This is a genomic window from Chloroflexus sp., assembly GCF_049970315.1.
In the GTDB taxonomy this organism is placed as follows: domain Bacteria; phylum Chloroflexota; class Chloroflexia; order Chloroflexales; family Chloroflexaceae; genus Chloroflexus.
Map to the genome: position 1 here is coordinate 50919 of NZ_JBMFNE010000023.1, position 17197 is coordinate 68115.

The following is a 17197-nucleotide window of genomic DNA, read 5'->3' on the forward strand; positions in this document are numbered from 1 at the left end:
CCTAAACGGGGCAATCCGTTGATACGGTAGAAACGGGAGGGGCTAGTACCCCTAGCCCCTCTATGAAACAACTGTCGTGTCGCTAATTCCCACGAATTTGCGGCGGCAACACTACAACACCGGCATCACCGGCCGGGATATTGGCCTGATTAATCGAGGCGAGCGGGATATTATTACCACGGTGACACGTATAGCAACCGGGGATGTTGTACACTTGCCCATCACCGAGGCGGCGATACGAGTAAGGGCTTGCCGCATTCTTACCGGTTGGCACTTCTGCCTTACCAATCGCACCGTAGCGCGGCCAATTCTCGGCCAGCCACGTTGTCAGTAACAACATCCGTTGTGCCTTCAACTTATTGTAGGCATACGCCGGATTGAGCACATTGTCACCAGCAGGGTTCAGCTCATAGGCAACAAAGTTACGCGAGTTGTGGCAGAAGGTGCAACCGACCCCAAGCGACCACGACTGATAATTCATCACATTCTGATTGATCGTCACCTGATCTTGCGTGCGTCCACCCTCGTAGGTCAGTGCCAGCGAACCACGCCCACTTTCCGGGTCGGCCGGATCGAACGGTTTCCAGACCTGATAGTTGTAGACATAGTACAAGATAGCATCCTTGAGCAGTACCTGCCCGCGGATCTCTTCCGGCTTCTGGGCCGGATCGAGTATCAGCTGCCCGTTGGCATCGAGCGGATCGACGGTCACCTTAATTGGTGGCACCGAATTGATAAACTGCGCGCCAACCGCCTCCATATTCACCGGTGCATTGTTATGACAGGTCGCGCACTGGACGTAATTCCCTTCCCACGCCGGCAGGTTCACGATAAATTGCGCGTTAATATCACGCACGAGGCGCAACATATTACGCGCTGCGATCTTCTGAGGATACTCATCGCTGGCGAAATTGTTGATATTATGGCAATACTGACAGCCAACCCCCAACCCACCGGAGACGTACTGCTGCATGTACGTCCAGATCTGGGCCGAACTCATCCCAACGAGCACTTGCACGTTAACGGTATTCGGAAACTGCTGTACCCACGCTTGCCCGGCTTGGACACCTTCATTCCAAGCTTGCTGGCCCAACCAATTCTGCCGGCCATCCGTGGGCGTGATCGGTTGCGACTCAGTGATTACCTTGATACCGTCACTTGGGCTCCAACGCGCGCCGGCCGTCTGTGCTGCCGCCCGTTGTGCGCGGCCCAATGTCAGATCGTAGACCCACCAGAAGGTTGCAGTGGTTATGACCGCGACAATAATTCCCACCGCCACCGAAACAACGATCGCCAGTTGTCGATCACTTGGTCGTGACGATTGCATGGGTCTCTCCTGCTCCAGATCGGCTGCCTGACAATACCGGCGCCGATGTAACCATGTGAGCGCGGCGGAAGGGCTACGCCGCCACTAACAACTCTCTCGCTCTAGTATACACGAATTGTTTTGAAAGGTCAATTTTTTATCTATGTGCAAAAAGAGCAGCGTAACCATCGTCCTTGCGAACAATAACCGCCAGCAGAGGCGCTGCTGGCGGTCGCCGTCTCACGCGAGCCGTGGCCGGCCCGCCATTCATCAGATTCCAAACAATGCACGTGCTGTGCTGAGCAACAGTGCGCCACCAGAATCCGATAGCCAGTTGTACTCCGGGCTGCTTAGGACAATGAAGTGAATAAGCAACGCCATGACAAAACCAAGAATGGTAAAAATGACGATATTTGTTCGTACCGGGCTGCGAGGCTGCATGAATTATCCCTCCTCACACTCAATTGCTTAGGGAAGCCACGGTTTCCACAGATAAACCAGCAGGTGTGCAATCGCTGCAATGACACCGAAGCCATAGAATGACTTCACGACGATGTCGTGGAGCAGCCAGTCCTGATTGTTAAACAACGGGCGCCATTTCGGTGGTACCAGATCGTCATCGTCGCGCATGGGCGAACCTCCACTCTGCTATCGCTTGAACCTTCTTGCGACACCCAGCCAGCCTTTCGCACACAATGCCGCTCGCTATTTGCCCTTCAGCGGTCTGCTACGAAGACTGGACAGCGTTGGTGTGTTGATTAAATTATATAGAAGTCAATGAAAAATGTCAATCCGTTGCTTTTAAGAAAAAAGACAATTGTAGGTTGCGATTCTCTCCGCATGCCTCGCGTTACTTCCATCTTACGACCGACGTTGTGCCATCGCAAATCAAGTATACTACTCTGACGATATTTGATTTGTCAGGAGTTGCTATGCATCACCTGCGTGTCTTATTTCCATACTTACGCCGCTACCAGCGTCGTCTGCTCCTCGGCTGTTTGGCCGCCGCGCTCGGTGCCACCGTCAGCGCACTCGGCCCACTGGTGTTGCGCTTCGCCGTTGATAGTCTGAACGGTGGTGTGATCAACCCACGCCAATTACTTATCTTTGGTGGTGTGTTGATTGGGTTGACCATCCTCGATGGGACACTCAAGTTTGCGCAACGGATGCTGATTGCCGTCACTTCCTACCGGATCGAGAAAGATATGCGCACCGATCTGTTTGACCGTTTGCTCAGCCTCGATCAGGCGTTTTACCAGCACCACTACACCGGCGATCTGATGGCCCGCCTGACCAATGACCTGAGCGCCGTGCGCCAGTTCCTCGGTCCCGGTCTCAACGGTGCAGCGACTGCATTGCTTACCTTTTTGGCGGCCGCCGTGCTGATGGTCGTGACCCAGCCGTTACTTGCCCTGTTAGTCGTGCTCTTGTTACCAATGGCGACCGTCATCTTTGTAGTGATCGGTAGCCGTATGCGCCAGATTTTTCACCGAGTGCAAGATCAGTTCGGTGTCCTGTCAACCCGTGCCCAAGAGAGTTTTGCCGGTATTCGCACGATTAAGGCATTTGCCCAGGAAGAAGCTGAGATCGCCGTCTTTACAAACGATAACGAACGCTACCGCGACCTGAATCTGCGCTATGTGTTGTTGTCAGGCGCGCTCTGGCCAGCAATGACCCTCTGCCTCGGTCTGATCTCGGCGTTGATCTTGCTCTTCGGCGGGCAAATGGTTGCTGCCGGTACGTTGACCATCGGTGAGTTGGTTCAGTTTAACGCCTATTTGGCCTTACTTGCGTTCCCCATGATTATTTTAGGATGGATGGTCAATTTATATCAACAAGCTACTGCGTCACTCGAACGGTTGAACGAGATCCTGCGCTGCCAACCCACCATTACCTCACCGCCAACCCCACGGCTACCGACCGGTCATGGGGCCATCGAATTTCGTGGTGTCGGTTTACGCGCCGATAGTAATGACCGCTGGTTGCTACGCAATCTGTCGTTTACCGTTCCCGCCGGTAGCTCGCTGGCAATTGTTGGTGCGACTGGCGCCGGTAAAACGACGCTGGTTAACTTGATCGGGCGAGTGTGTGACCCCGATGAAGGGCAGGTGCTTATCGATGGAGTTGATGTGCGCGCCCTCGATTTGGCCGCTCTCCGCCGGATGATCGGGTATGTGCCACAAGAGAGTTTTCTGTTCAGTCTACCGCTGCAAGAAAATATTGGGTTTGGTGTTTCCGACATCGATCCACTACGCCTGAAGCGTGTCATCGAGGTATCACGGTTGGTAAACGATCTCGACCAGTTTCCCGGCGGCCTCGCGACGATGGTCGGTGAACGCGGGGTGACGCTGTCGGGCGGGCAGAAGCAGCGTGTGGCAATCGCTCGTGCGCTTATGCGCGATCCACGCATTCTGATTCTCGATGATGCGTTGAGTAGCGTCGATACTCACACCGCAGCCCAGATCCTGACCAGTTTGCAGACTGAGATGCGTGGACGAACAACGATCATTATCGCGCAACGCATCGCAACAGTACGCGATGCCGATCAAATAATCGTACTTGAAGATGGTCAGGTCGTTGAGCAGGGGTCACATCAGACGTTACTTGCCCTCAACGGTCGCTACGCCGCGATGTATCGTCGGGAGTTGCTCACTGCCGAACTGGAACAGGAAGAGGACAACTAAGCCGAATCATATGGTGTGTGCGTTAATCTGACAGCAGGGAGCGATGAATGTCACACGGGTTTGATGACGATACTATTCTGGGAAAAGCTTACGATGGCCGGCTGGTGCGCCGCTTGGCCGGTTATGTCATCCCATATTGGGGTCGGTTGAGTTTGGCCATTGGATTACTGCTTGGGGCAATTCTGACCGATCTGCTACCACCGTTGCTCATCCAACAAGCTATCGATGGCCCGATCAGTGCCGGCGCCGTCGATGGGGTCTGGCCTTATTTTGTGGCGTTTCTCGGTGCGTTGCTGACCAACTTTGCGTTTCGTTATAGTCACTCCTATTTCATCAACAGCGTCGGGCAGCAGGTCATGAAGGATCTGCGCGTGGCAATCTTTCGCCATATTCTGTCACTGAGTCTCTCCTTCTTTAACCGCAATCCGGTCGGACGCTTGATTACCCGGATTACCAACGATGTCGATGCCCTCAACGAGTTTTTGACGCAGGGCGTGGTGATGATCATCGCCGATCTGCTCACCCTGATCGGGATTATCGTTGTCATGTTCGTTCTCAATTGGCGACTGGCCCTGATTAGTGTGGCGATATTGCCGATATTGGCCCTGATTGTGGCGATTTACCAGCGGTTTATGCGCACGACCTATCGGCTTGTGCGGCAGCGCTTAGCCCGGATCAACGCCTTTCTCAGTGAGCAAATTAGCGGTATCCTCGTAACTCAGTTGTTCAACGGCGAAGATCGCAGCCGCGCACATTTTGAGCGTCTCAGTGACGAATATATGCAGGCTAACATTCGTTCGGTGCTAATCTTTGCCATTTTCATTCCGTCGGTCAACCTCCTCGCTACCATTGGCACCGCCGGGTTACTCTGGGGCGGAGGTAATGGCGTACTGGCCGGCTGGGCCTCGCTCGGCACACTCGCCGCGTTTATCCAATATCTCGAACGCGCCTTCCAACCCATCCGCAACCTCGCCGAACGCTACACTGTCCTGCAATCGGCCATGGCCTCTGCCGAGCGCATCTTCACCGTACTCGACACCCAAGCCGAAGTGCGCGATCCGGATCGACCCCGTCCACTCCCGCAACCGGTACGTGGCGAAATCGCGCTACACAATGTCGTCTTCGGCTACGATCCGGCAGAACCGGTCCTACGCGGTATTACGCTGCACATTCCCACCGGGCAGTCGGTGGCGATTGTCGGGGCAACCGGTGCCGGCAAGAGTTCGTTGGTCGGATTACTCGCCCGCTTTTACGATGTGCAATCCGGTCAGATTACACTCGACGGCATCGACATTCGCGAAGTAGCCCAAGCTGAACTACGCCGCCATATTGCTGCCGTCCCTCAAGACCCGGTCTGCTTTAGCGGCACGATTGCCAGTAATATTCGCCTCCACAATACGGCAATTAGTGATGATCAGGTTCGAGCCGCTGCCGAACTGGTCGGCGCACACCGTTTCATCGAGCGCCTCCCCGGCGGTTACGAGTACGAGGTACGTGAGCGTGGCGCCAATCTCTCGATCGGCCAACGCCAATTGCTTGCGTTCGCACGCGCTATTGCCTTCAATCCAGAGGTATTGCTCATTCTCGACGAAGCAACCAGTAGCGTTGATACCGAAACCGAGACCCTGATCCAAGAGGCACTCACCCGCTTGATGCGTGGTCGTACCAGCATCATCATTGCCCATCGGTTGAGCACGATACGGCATGTTGATCGGATTATCGTGTTACACAAGGGGCGAGTGGTCGAAGACGGCACTCACGAGGATCTGCTGGCCCGACGTGGTTACTACTACCGACTATATCAATTGCAGTTTACCGAGGCCTAACATCGTATCGTCACAATCGGCGGGGCAGCGCTACGGTGAATGCACTCCCTTCACCGAGGGCGCTGCGCAACGCAATATGCCCTCCATGGGCATCGACGATATGGCGCACAATCGCCAACCCCAATCCGCTACCGGAATAGCTACGGGCGAGCGAATGATCGACTTGGTAGAAGGGGAGGAAGATTTTTTCGTGCTCGGCAGGAGCAATCCCGATGCCGGTATCTTCAATCCGGATAATCAACCGCGTCGGCTCATCACGCACAATCAAACGCACCCGCCCACCCGGTGGTGTGTACTGGAACGCATTATCAAGCAAGTTCCGTACCATCTGTTCAAACGCCGAGCGGTCGATTTCAATCGGCTTTATCTCCGACAGAACCACGTCAAATTGCAATTGGGCCTGGGCAGCCCGTTCACGAGCCGCTGCGATCAGCGGACGCAAAATATCGAGTGGCTGTAACTGAACAAAACTCAATGAACGGCTACGAACTTCCTGAAAATAGAGCAGATTGTTCAACTGACGGGCCAAAATCTCGCCGCTGCGCCGCATCACCCGAATAGCCTCTTCTTGCTGGGGATTGAGCGGACCGAGCATCCCACGGTCAAACAATTCGAGATAGCCAAGCAGCGAGGTGAGCGGGGTACGCAGCTCGTGCGAGAGGGTAGCAAGGAACTGGTCCTTCATGCGGTCGAGGTCTTGCAACTGGGCGTTGGCAATGGTCAGCTCACGCACCCGCGCCTCGAGCCGCTCAACCAACTTCTGGTTGTACGACCGCAGCAGCTCCGTCTCCATGGTAGCGGGCAACCGCTCACGCCGTCCATCGATAAACTCGGCGATCTGGGCCGGTAACGCGCGGGCGTCAATCGGTTTACTGAGATAACCATCACATCCGGCAACAAGCGCTCGTTCACGCGAACCCGGCGAAGCATCGGCAGTTAGGGCAATGATCGGTACCCCATGCATATGCGGTAATGAACGGAGACGGGTCGTTGTCTCATACCCGTCGAGGCCGGGAATACCAAGATCGACCAACACTAATACCGGATGGCTGGTACGGGCCAGCGCAAGCCCTTGCGGCCCATCTTCGGCAATCACCACCTGGTAACCGCGTGCCGATAGTACCCGCTGCACCAAACGTTGGTTGTCTGGATTATCCTCAATGTACAAGATTTGCGGCATTTGGCTCATAGTGTTGTGACGTTAGCCTCATCCGGCTCAGTCATGAAGGCCGGTTGAGCAACCGGTAGCGTAAAGGTAAAGGTGGAACCAATACCCGGTGTGCTATCAACCCAGATTCGCCCGCCTTGGGCCTCTACCAATTTGCGGGTGATCGCCAACCCTAACCCGGTACCACCAAGCCGCGATCGCCGACCGTGAATCTGCACAAACTCGCCAAAGATATCTTGTTGCCGCTCGTGAGGAATGCCGATGCCGGTATCCGACACACTTACCGCAACATACCGACAGAGTTTACCGTCTTCATTGACCTCATCAAGTACCTGAGCGCTTACCGTAATAGTACCACGTTCTGTGAATTTAATCGCATTCGAGAGCAGATTAAACAGAATCTGACGCAAACGATCGCTGTCGGCAACGACATCGGGTAACACCGTCGGTAACGCATTCCGTAGCGTCACCGGCCGATTACGCAACAACGTCTGCACCGTATCGCAAACCTCAGCGGTGATCTGATAGAGATTAACCGATCCTAGTTCCAGGTTGAGGTGACCAGCTTCAATTCGTGCTAAATCGAGTAACTCATTGATCAAGTGGAGCAAGAATCGGCCATTGCGGTTGATACTCTGCACATCTTCACGCTGAGTTGGCGTCAATGGTTGCTCAGTATCATCGAGCAAGACGGTTGAGAAGCCAATAATTGCATTTAACGGTGTACGCAACTCATGGCTAATGCTGGCGAGAAAATCGCTCTTGCGTCGGTCGGCCAACTGTGCCCGTTCCAACGCGGCGCGCAATTCTTCAGTACGCTGGGCTACCTGCTGCTCAAGATCATTATAGAGCTGGACATTCTCAATGGTCAGACCGACCATACTGGCAAAGGTGAGCAATTGAGCGGCATCACGCGCCTGTACCGGTCGCTGGCTCAGTTTGTAATCAGCCGAGATAATACCGATCACCGTATCGTTACGCCCAAAGATCGGAGCCTGCACATACGAACGACTGGCAGAGATGGCCTGTTTCGCTTTATCGACCCGTGGATGTTCCCACGGATTATCAATGATGATGGCTTTGCGGCTGCGCACGACATCGGCTTCGACACTCCCACCATCGATACGGAGTGGGTTAGCATTGGCAACGGCGAGAAACTGCTGTGCTTGCCATTCATTGCCGGGGCCAAACGATGCATTCACCGCCCGTAGCACATCGCCATCAACGAGATACAGCACAGCGCGGTCGAAACCAAACCGCTCGCAGACCACTCTTGGGATCGTTTCGAGCAATACCGGCCACGAAAGAATACTTTTCAATTCGTTCGAGACCGCATTCAGCGTTGCCAATTGGCGAGCATTCTCTTCCAACTCGGCAATTTTACTCTGCAACGTGTCGGTCATCTGGTTGAAAGCAGCAACCAACTGACCAATCTCATCATTACCGGCGGGCGGCAACCGTTGTGACAGATCACCGGCGGCAACCGCACGCACCCCTTCACGCAGTACGCTGATCCGCTTGGTGAAAGAGAGCGAGAGTAACAGACCCAGCAGACTAATCAGCACAATGATCAACAGCAACGTCGCAACCAGTTGGTTCCATAACCGGCTTTGACTCTCACTAAGACGAGCACCGGTGGCAATCGCCGGTTCATCGATCTCATCTGCCGGAATCACCAAGGCTACGCTCCAACCTGCCGTGGTGATCGGAGCATACGCAACGTAACTCACCTGTCCTTGTTCTTGGATCAATTGGACGCCTGATTGCCGGGCAACCATCCGCTCGGCCACGACACGCAGATCGGCATTGGCAGCGTTGAGTAAGTTTTCGGTGCGGTATGGCTGATCCCACCGACCCACAGCCTGCATATCCGGGCGCACGACGACGTCACCGTTGGTATTGACCAAGAACGCATAGCCATTGGAACCAACATCAACCGTTAGCAGATCTTGCTGAATGGTGTTGAGTAACAGATCAAACGCTACGACACCGATCAACCGACCCTGTCGGTCGTAGAGCGGGCGGGCACATGTGGTTGCCAACATGCCGCTATTGGCGTCGATGTAAGGCTCCGTCCACACGGTTGTACCAGTATCGCGCGCCTTGGTATACCACGGTCGTACTCGCGGATCGAACGCTTCAAGGGTGAGCAACTGGTCAATCACCGCCTCATTGTCGAAGGCGATTACTCCACCTTCTTCAAGTGCGATGTAGCCGATGTTGACCAACGAATTATTGGCGACCATCGTGCGCAAGATGGGAATGATTTGGCGCACGTAAGCGACCTGAGAAGCGTAGCGGCGCAGGAGTTCATCGGTTGGCCGCGGTGCCACCCACACCCGCTCGCGATTATTCGTTTCGCCTAAGGATTCATACCGCTCGAGTGCATACCCCGCGACTGCCTCGACCTGTTGTTGAACGCCGATCAGGGCTGCATCGTAAAACTGTGCTTTATCGGTCGCCCGCTGCTGCAAGCTTGCTGTCGCTTGTTGGCGAAGTGCATTCGTACCCTCATTCACGGCAGTTTCGCGGGCAATATGTAAACTGCTCAGTCCAAGCCAGCCAACAACAATCAACGGCGGTAAGGCAAGACCGAGCAGCAAGAGCAAGATTTTAAGTTGGATGCTTGAGCGAATGGCATTCATAAACGCCGGCAAGGAAGTAGGCACAGCTCAGAGCACACATACAACCAGTCATCAACTGTTATGTATGGTAGCAGAACTTGACAAAACCGGCAATTCAACGAGATGACGGAAGGCTTACAGCAATATTGCGATCCACTACGTCATCAATTCGTCATCTAAAACCATCGTTTTTACGACACACTATCGTTAAGAATGGGTGAGGAACACGCGATGTGATACACCGAGGTGTGCGATGCGATTTCGTAATCGTCTAGCTATTATCATCAGCCTCCTCTGGGCGATGATCCTACCGCTCACACCGGCTCCGGCTGCTCCGACCATTGCTGCCGATGGGCGACCAGATGAGCAGCTCTTTGTAACCCATTCCGGGGCAGCATCCGCCGATACATTCCCGCTGCTTGCTACGACTAATGGGTACCTGACACCACCCATGTCTGCACCACGGCCATTTACGCATCTCTTGTTGCGGTGGTCAGTTGAACCGGCGGTACCAACCTTTGTCACCGTGAGAGTAAGTACCGACGGGATAGCGTGGAGCGATTGGACACAGATAGCCGAGGATCCTGAGTTGTGGCAAGTCAACGACGGCCCCGATGTGCATTGGAGTGAAATCATCTACGCCGGCGACGACCGCCGTTGGTATCAGGTGCGGATTGAGCTGACTGACCCAACGGCATTCCACTCGCTGCGTGTCAGTCTAGTTGATAGCCGGTTCGGTCCGGCTACACCGGTAGCTACCCCGGCAGCCGGGGCAAGCGCTGTTGATCGCCCATCTATCGTCAGTCGAACCGCTTGGGGCAATCCCCATGGTCAGAGCAGTCCGCAAGCGCCACCCGCGTACTATCCGGTACGGCACCTGGTTATCCATCATACTGCCAGCTCAAACACGCTGGCAGCAGGACAAACGTGGGCTGATGTTGTGCGTTCCATCTGGTCGTTTCACACCTATACGCGCGGATGGGGCGACATTGGCTACAACTATCTGATTGACCCGAATGGGGTGATCTATGAAGGTCGGGCCGGCGGTAATGACGTCGTCGGTTTCCACGATACCGCTAATTATGGATCAATGGGGGTATCGCTCATCGGTACGTATAGCACGATTGAGCCAACCGCAGCCGCGATTGAGTCGTTGGTAGCACTGCTCGCGTGGAAAGCCGACCAGAAACACATCGATCCGATGGGACGCAGTTTCTATTACGGTTGCTCGATCTCACGCTACTGCGCTCCGTTCAACCCTGGTGCAGTGATTGACCACATCAGCGGTCACCGACAAGTCACACCCAACGGCTATACAACCTGTCCCGGTGACCGCCTGTTCAATCTCTTACCGTTGATCCGTCAACGGGTACAAGCTCGCCTCATTGGGGAGAGCCAACCCGACAACGGCGATCTCGTGATTGAAGAGCACGAGAGCGGGTTTAGCCGTAGCAACGCTCGTTGGTACCCTGCCGTCTGTGGCTATGGCGGTAGCGTACTCTACACCTACGCCACCGATCGGCAATCCGAAAGTACCAATTGGGCAACGTGGCGTCCTAATTTGCCGGCTGCCGGTGTCTACCGGGTGTTAGTGCATATTCCCGATAATTGCGCCCCCCTGACCTTAACCCGGCAAGCACGGTATCGAATCACGACTGCCGGTGGTACGATTGAGCGCGTCGTCGATCAGGCAGTCCAGCAAGGGTGGGTAGATATCGGTTCGTACAACTTCGCCACCGGTACTGCCCGTCTGGAACTGTCAGATCTCACCGGTGAACCACTATCGTCGCAGCGGGCAATACTGTTTGACGCCGTGCAATGGCAGCCGATTGATACGGCAAATCAACGCCTTGAACTGGTGGCGGTCGAATACGGGGCTACCACCATTGCCGCCGGTGAAGTACTTCCGGTGCGCTTTACCGTGCGTAATGTCGGCACAGTGCCGATCTACGGCCAAGACCCACCGGGCGGCACCGTGTTCGATCTTAGCTCCTCAACGCCGGAACGCAACGGTTACGTCTACGATGAAGGTGAGTGCTTTCTCGGTAATGCTAACCAGAGCTATCCTGCGTTTCCGAAAGAAGCCGGACGTTTCCGCGTCATGCTTGGTCCTACCGACCGCAGCGTTCCCTGTGTGGGCGAGACCGGCGGCTATCCATGGCGGTGGGGAATTGATGGGCGCCTCGATCCTGGCGAAAGCCAAATGATTGTCGGCTACGTCCGCTTTCGGGTTCCGGGGGTGGTAACGCTACGCGCCGGCGCGATCCACGAATACGTTACCTATGCCGCCCTTAATCAGGCCGAACAGCAGATTACGATCACGCCTGAACGGCAACCACCGCAACCGACCCGTTACGACGAGTTACTTCAACCGCTGGCAATGGTTTACCGCCTTGCCAATACCCCTGTGCGCCTTTTGGCCCGCACGCAGAACCCGCTGAGTGTGCGGCGCGGCGAGTTGTTGGACAGTTTTGTCTGGAATGGTGAGTTACGCGCATGGGGCGACGGTGGGCCATTGCCTAATCTCCACGATCATTTTCTGATCGAACAGACCCGCACATTCGTCGCCCCGATCGAAGGTGTATACACCTTCGAGCTGAGCAGCGACGATGGTGCATGGCTCTGGGTGAACGAGCAACTCGTCATCGCCAACCCCGGCCTCCATCCCTTTACCACCGTAACCGGCACGATCACGCTACCGGCGGGAAGACACACGCTTGCTATCAAATACTTTGAAGTCGAGGGTGAAGCTGCCGTCGGTTATCGGATCAAAGAACCGGGAACAGCCGACTTTAGGCTGTTGCGCGACGGTCTTGTCGAGGGTGAGGGGGTTGGGAATCACGTCCGGCAGATTACCGATCTGCGGGTGAGCGCTTCCGATTTGGGGGGTGGCGGCACCGGATTACGGTATTCGTGGGATGGGGAGACGTGGATTACGACCACCGAAAACAACGTGACTATCGGCGCACTAACCGATGGAACATACCATCTGCGCTACCAAGCGTTCGACCGCAACGGCAACGAGAGTGAAATTGTCGATCTGCACTTGCGGGTCGATAGCGAACTGATCATCTATCAGTCGTTGTTGCCGATGATCATGCGATAACGAGCGAGAGGCGTTGCGAGGCAACGTCTCTCGCTCGAACGTAACGTTACCGATCACGGATGCGTTTCACGCACGTCGATCACCTTTGCGACGACCGGCTTTATCACTTCACGCACCTGATCGACCGTCATGCCACTGACTTTAAAGGTCACTTCTGACATTGCCGCCGTTTCACCGGCGAATGTTCCAAGGGCAATGATATTACCACCGCTGTTGGCAATCGCCGCTGTCAGTTTCGCCAATGCACCTGGTTCATCGGCCATCGACACCGTTGCTCGGATACCGGCGTTACGTGCACCCATCAGTTCCAAGAAGATTTTGAACAAATCGGTTTCAGTAATGATACCGACTAACTCGTTCTCCCGCATCACCGGTAAACCACCGACCCGCCGGTCGGCCATAATGCGCGCCGCTTCTTCGATGGGGGTATCAACGGTCACCGTGTAGACTTCGCGCGTCATCACACGCTCAACCGTCAGCTTGCTCAGCAAATAATTCAACTCCCACACGCTCAGCGTCGTTGCCGGCGAGGGCGAGGCGTTAATCAGGTCTTTAAGTGAGACAATACCGACCAAACGACCGTGAGAAACGACCGGTGCACGCCGAATATGTTCGGTGCGCATCAGATGCATTGCATCATGAATCGAAGTCTCCGGAGTTACCGTAATCGGAGGATGCGACATGCGCTCGCCAACAAACATACTGCTTACCTCCCTAACGCCTCGTTACGAGTAGCGCCTTCGCTACTCTGTGGTATCAACTATACCATGTGATGGTCATCTGCGTAGTAAACGGGTAACAACTTTCACGAGTATGTTACAATCGAAAGGAAATACGATAACATGTACGACCCGGTACGGCACATGATCACGGTTGAAACAACTGCGCTCTCCATCCAACGCCTCACACGCCGCTATGGCCTGCTCACAGCGGTCAAGGAAGTCGATCTTGAGTTAGCCGCCGGCCAATTTATGGCTCTGCTTGGCCCATCGGGCTGCGGTAAAACCACGCTGCTGCGCCTGATTGCCGGATTCGAGCAGCCTAATCATGGCGTCATTATGATCGGTGGGCGCACGGTGGTAGGGCCGTGCGGCGCTAGCGTACCTCCCGAACAACGACGGATCGGGATGGTGTTTCAGGATTATGCACTGTTTCCACACCTGAGTGTGGCCCAAAATGTAGCCTATGGCCTACCGCGTGGCCCCGACCGGGTGAAGCGTGTGGAAGAGTTGCTGGCGCTGGTTGGTCTAGCCGATACTGGCCGGCGGATGCCTCACGAGTTATCGGGAGGGCAACAACAGCGGGTAGCATTGGCCCGCGCCCTCGCGCCCCGTCCAACCTTGATCTTGCTCGATGAACCGTTCTCGAACCTCGATGCCGGTCTACGCCAAACTGTGCGTAATGAGGTTCGACAGATTTTACGCCGTGAAGGCGCTACTGCCTTGTTCGTTACCCATGATCAGGAAGAGGCGCTGAGTATTGCCGATATAGTCGGGGTAATGATCGACGGACAGATTGTGCAAGTTGCACCTCCACGGGAGTTGTACGAACGACCGGCCAGTCGGGCTGTCGCCACTTTCGTCGGCGCCGCCAATTTCGTACCGGCGATAGCACAAGGCATGGTCGCCCAGAGCGCCTTGGGGCCATTACCACTCGTTCAATCCCACTTCGGTCCGGTTAACGTGATGATCCGTCCTGAAATGATCACACTGACGCTCGACGAGGAATCTCCCCATCGGGTTGTTGAACGGAACTTTTTTGGCGCTGATGTTCGCTACGAGATCGTCCTTAGTGATGGTACGCTGATCAATGCTCGCCTCGCGCCTTGGCATGATCTCCCGATTGGTGCACGGGTAGCGGTATCGGTACGCGGGCCGCTCGTCGCGTTCGCTGAGCCGAAATAGTCCAGAGCATAGTCAGTATCTACCCAATAAACGCTATTTCTGTCGCATTGACGCTTCGCAGCACGAATGCTATGATCAGCGCACCTTTAAGCGCCGGTATTTGTGCGGAGAGAAGCAATGGAGCAAGAGCAGATTATCGCCATCCGCGAGATCTATTGGAACATTGACCATACCATTGGCGCAACTTTTCTCTATCTCACCGTTCTCATCACAACCGCCGTCATGGCGTGGGGTATCCTGCGCGACATCAGACGTTGGAGTCACGGACGGCCCGCGAATCGGATCGGCAATCCGGTAACTCGTTTCCTTGAGTTCACCCGTCAGAGTTTGGGGCAAAAGAAGGTTCTCCGCGACCGACGAGCCGGAGTGATGCATGCACTGATCTTTTTCGGCTTTCTTACCCTGTTCATCGGTACCGATATTATCGCGGTTGAAGAGGACTTTACGGTACCGTTGATGGGTGAACAAGCCGGTAAAATCCTCGTCGGCGATTTCTACAAAAGCTACGAATTCATCCTTGATACACTCGGTTTGGCCTTCGTCGCCGGTTTGATCTGGGCGACATGGCGACGTTACCGCACGAAGCCAGATCGACTCGACAATCGACGCACCGATGCGTGGGTGTTGGGCGTAATGCTGTTTATTGGCATTGGTGGCTTCCTTATCGAGGGATTGCGCATCGCAAACCAAACCATTGGCGGGGTACCGGTTTATGAGCAAGAGTGGGCACGGCTGGCGTATCTGGGTTTTGCGCTGGCCACCCTCTTCCGGGCAATCGGCTTGGGTGATGGGAGTCCGGTGGCATTGATGATACACCCGCTGCTCTGGTATACCCATGCACTCGCCACCGGTCTGTTTATGGCTTCATTACCGTTTAGCAAGTTCCGGCACATTCTCTATACACCGCTGAATACGTTCTTCCGCGATCTGCAACCAAAGGGTGCGCTCGACCCCATCCCCGACCTCGAAGCCGAAATTGAGAAGGAAGAACCACGTTTAGGGGTGGCAACACTTGCCGATCTGACGTGGAAGCGGCGAATGGATCTCGATGCATGTATGCGCTGTGGACGTTGCCAGAGCGTTTGTCCGGCTCATGCGAGTGGAGCTTTGCTCTCGCCAAAATACATTATTACGAAACTGGCCGATTTACAGCGTGGCGACCCGATCCATTTCAAAGATGGCACCATTAAGACCTTGGCCGAACTTAACGGCAACGGTGCCACTGCCGAGACGTTGCCGTTGGTTGGTACGGTCATTGAGGCCGAGGAATTGTGGGCGTGTACGACATGCAACGCCTGCGTCCATGAATGCCCGGCGATGATCGAGCATGTTGACGATATTGTCGATATGCGCCGCCACTTGACGATGATCGCTAGCGAAGTGCCGCAAGGGGTTAAACGGGTGCTGGAAGGGATCGAGCGGCAGAGTAATCCGTGGCGGCTGCCTGCCCGCGAACGTACCGCGTGGACGGAGGGACTTGACGTGCCGATCTTGGCCGAGAAAGAACAGGTCGAGGTCTTGTACTGGGTTGGGTGCGCACCTAGCTACGATGAACGATCGCGTAAAGTGGCACGAGCGATGGTGCAGTTGTTACAGAAGGCAGGGGTTGATTTTGCCATCCTTGGCGAAGAGGAGTGCTGTACCGGTGACCCGGCCCGCCGGATGGGGGAAGAGTTGCTCTTCCAATCCCAAGCCCAGCAGGCCATTGAGACGATGCACCAGTATAAGTTCCGTACTATCGTTACCACGTGTGCTCACTGTTTCAACAGTATCAAAAACGAATACCCGCAGTTTGGCGGGCGGGCCGGTATTGATTACGAGGTTGTCCATCACACCGAGTTTTTGGCTCGGCTGGTGCGCGAAGGTAAACTCAAGCCGACGAAAGCGGTGCGTGAGCGGGTGGTCTATCACGATCCCTGCTATATCGGGCGTTATAACGATATCTACGATGACCCGCGTAGTTTATTGCACAACATCCCCGGCATTGAGTTGGTTGAAGCTCCGGATCGTAACCGCGAACGGGCGATGTGTTGCGGTGGTGGTGGTGGGAATGTCTGGCTCGAACGGTGGGGTGAGCGCAACGTGAACGTGATCCGGCTTGAGCAACTGACCGCTGTACAACCACAGACGGTGGCTGTTGCTTGTCCGTTTTGTATGGTAATGTTTGAAGATGCGGCCAAGAATACGGGTCGCGCCGAGACGTTGCAGCGGCGTGATGTGGCCGAGTTGTTACTTGAGAGCGTCAGAGACGCAGGAGGTTAACGCAACAACGCAAAGGCGCGAAGGGCGCAACGGACGCACAGGCGCGAAGGACGCAACAACGCAAAGGCGCGAAGGACGCAAAAACGCAAAGGCGCGAAGGACGCAACAACGCACAGGCGCGAAGGACGCAAAAACGCAAAGGCGCGAAGGGCGCAACGGACGCACAGGCGCGAAGGACGCAACAACGCAAAGGCGCGAAGGACGCAACAACGCAAAGGCGCGAAGGACGCAACAACGCAAAGGCGCGAAGGACGCAAAAACGCAAAGGCGCGAAGGGCGCAACGGACGCACAGGCGCGAAGGACGCAACAACGCAAA

General features: G+C 55.2%; 11 protein-coding genes. 5 read left to right on the top strand and 6 right to left on the bottom strand.

Annotated elements, in window-relative coordinates:
* Nucleotides 1–82 precede the first annotated feature (82 nt).
* The 3 genes from puf2C to pufB form a co-directional block, all read right to left on the bottom strand.
* Entirely contained in the window at nt 83–1327 is a 1245-nt protein-coding gene (gene puf2C / locus ACP5OT_RS14340; protein ID WP_428132512.1) for a cytochrome c-554 Puf2C, read from the bottom strand.
* 249 nt (nt 1328–1576) lie between these two features.
* Nucleotides 1577–1747, bottom strand: a complete 171-nt coding sequence (gene pufA, locus ACP5OT_RS14345; protein ID WP_424675790.1) for a light-harvesting antenna LH1, alpha subunit — start codon at nt 1745–1747, stop codon at nt 1577–1579.
* A 27-nt stretch (nt 1748–1774) separates the two neighbouring features.
* Complete coding sequence (pufB, locus tag ACP5OT_RS14350; protein WP_012257957.1) at nt 1775–1936, bottom strand: light-harvesting antenna LH1, beta subunit; 162 nt, start codon at nt 1934–1936, stop codon at nt 1775–1777.
* Between the two features lie 302 nt (nt 1937–2238).
* Between pufB and ACP5OT_RS14355 the strand changes: the two genes are divergently transcribed.
* The gene (locus ACP5OT_RS14355) at nt 2239–3990 is read left to right on the top strand and encodes an ABC transporter ATP-binding protein (protein ID WP_428111003.1); all 1752 of its coding nucleotides are present in this window, start codon (nt 2239–2241) and stop codon (nt 3988–3990) included.
* Nucleotides 3991–4037: 47 nt separating this feature from the next.
* On the top strand, nt 4038–5816 hold the full coding sequence (locus tag ACP5OT_RS14360) for an ABC transporter ATP-binding protein (RefSeq protein WP_428132515.1): 1779 nt from the start codon (nt 4038–4040) through the stop codon (nt 5814–5816).
* Between the two features lie 10 nt (nt 5817–5826).
* Here the strand turns inward: ACP5OT_RS14360 and ACP5OT_RS14365 are convergent, their stop codons facing one another.
* Both ACP5OT_RS14365 and ACP5OT_RS14370 read right to left on the bottom strand, forming a co-directional pair.
* A complete protein-coding gene (locus ACP5OT_RS14365; RefSeq protein WP_428110999.1) occupies nt 5827–7005 on the bottom strand; it encodes a hybrid sensor histidine kinase/response regulator in 1179 nt (392 codons plus the stop codon).
* The gene (locus tag ACP5OT_RS14370) at nt 7002–9653 is read right to left on the bottom strand and encodes an ATP-binding protein (protein ID WP_428110997.1); all 2652 of its coding nucleotides are present in this window, start codon (nt 9651–9653) and stop codon (nt 7002–7004) included. Before ACP5OT_RS14370 ends, ACP5OT_RS14365 begins: the two co-directional genes overlap by 4 nt.
* Before the next feature lie 208 nt (nt 9654–9861).
* On the opposite strand from ACP5OT_RS14370, the gene ACP5OT_RS14375 reads away from it, so the two are divergent.
* A complete protein-coding gene (locus ACP5OT_RS14375; RefSeq protein ID WP_428132518.1) occupies nt 9862–12714 on the top strand; it encodes an N-acetylmuramoyl-L-alanine amidase in 2853 nt (950 codons plus the stop codon).
* Between the two features lie 53 nt (nt 12715–12767).
* Here ACP5OT_RS14375 and ACP5OT_RS14380 read toward each other — a convergent pair whose 3' ends face one another.
* Nucleotides 12768–13415 (bottom strand): CBS domain-containing protein, encoded by a 648-nt coding sequence (locus ACP5OT_RS14380; protein WP_424677436.1) that lies wholly within the window; start codon nt 13413–13415, stop codon nt 12768–12770.
* A 141-nt stretch (nt 13416–13556) separates the two neighbouring features.
* On the opposite strand from ACP5OT_RS14380, the gene ACP5OT_RS14385 reads away from it, so the two are divergent.
* Both ACP5OT_RS14385 and ACP5OT_RS14390 read left to right on the top strand, forming a co-directional pair.
* Nucleotides 13557–14618: an ABC transporter ATP-binding protein gene (locus ACP5OT_RS14385; RefSeq protein ID WP_424677437.1), complete on the top strand. Its 1062-nt coding sequence runs from the start codon at nt 13557–13559 to the stop codon at nt 14616–14618.
* Nucleotides 14619–14735: 117 nt separating this feature from the next.
* Nucleotides 14736–16880 (top strand): heterodisulfide reductase-related iron-sulfur binding cluster, encoded by a 2145-nt coding sequence (locus tag ACP5OT_RS14390; RefSeq protein WP_424677438.1) that lies wholly within the window; start codon nt 14736–14738, stop codon nt 16878–16880.
* Nucleotides 16881–17197: the final 317 nt, after the last annotated feature.

Excerpts from the sequence above, each read along its gene's own strand:
- puf2C (WP_428132512.1), bottom strand. The coding sequence starts at position 1,327 with ATGCAATCGTCACGACCAAGTGATCGACAACTGGCGATCGTTGTTTCG.
- pufA (WP_424675790.1), bottom strand. The coding sequence starts at position 1,747 with ATGCAGCCTCGCAGCCCGGTACGAACAAATATCGTCATTTTTACCATT.
- pufB (WP_012257957.1), bottom strand. The coding sequence starts at position 1,936 with ATGCGCGACGATGACGATCTGGTACCACCGAAATGGCGCCCGTTGTTT.
- ACP5OT_RS14355 (WP_428111003.1), top strand. The coding sequence starts at position 2,239 with ATGCATCACCTGCGTGTCTTATTTCCATACTTACGCCGCTACCAGCGT.
- ACP5OT_RS14360 (WP_428132515.1), top strand. The coding sequence starts at position 4,038 with ATGTCACACGGGTTTGATGACGATACTATTCTGGGAAAAGCTTACGAT.
- ACP5OT_RS14365 (WP_428110999.1), bottom strand. The coding sequence starts at position 7,005 with ATGAGCCAAATGCCGCAAATCTTGTACATTGAGGATAATCCAGACAAC.
- ACP5OT_RS14375 (WP_428132518.1), top strand. The coding sequence starts at position 9,862 with ATGCGATTTCGTAATCGTCTAGCTATTATCATCAGCCTCCTCTGGGCG.
- ACP5OT_RS14380 (WP_424677436.1), bottom strand. The coding sequence starts at position 13,415 with ATGTTTGTTGGCGAGCGCATGTCGCATCCTCCGATTACGGTAACTCCG.
- ACP5OT_RS14385 (WP_424677437.1), top strand. The coding sequence starts at position 13,557 with ATGTACGACCCGGTACGGCACATGATCACGGTTGAAACAACTGCGCTC.
- ACP5OT_RS14390 (WP_424677438.1), top strand. The coding sequence starts at position 14,736 with ATGGAGCAAGAGCAGATTATCGCCATCCGCGAGATCTATTGGAACATT.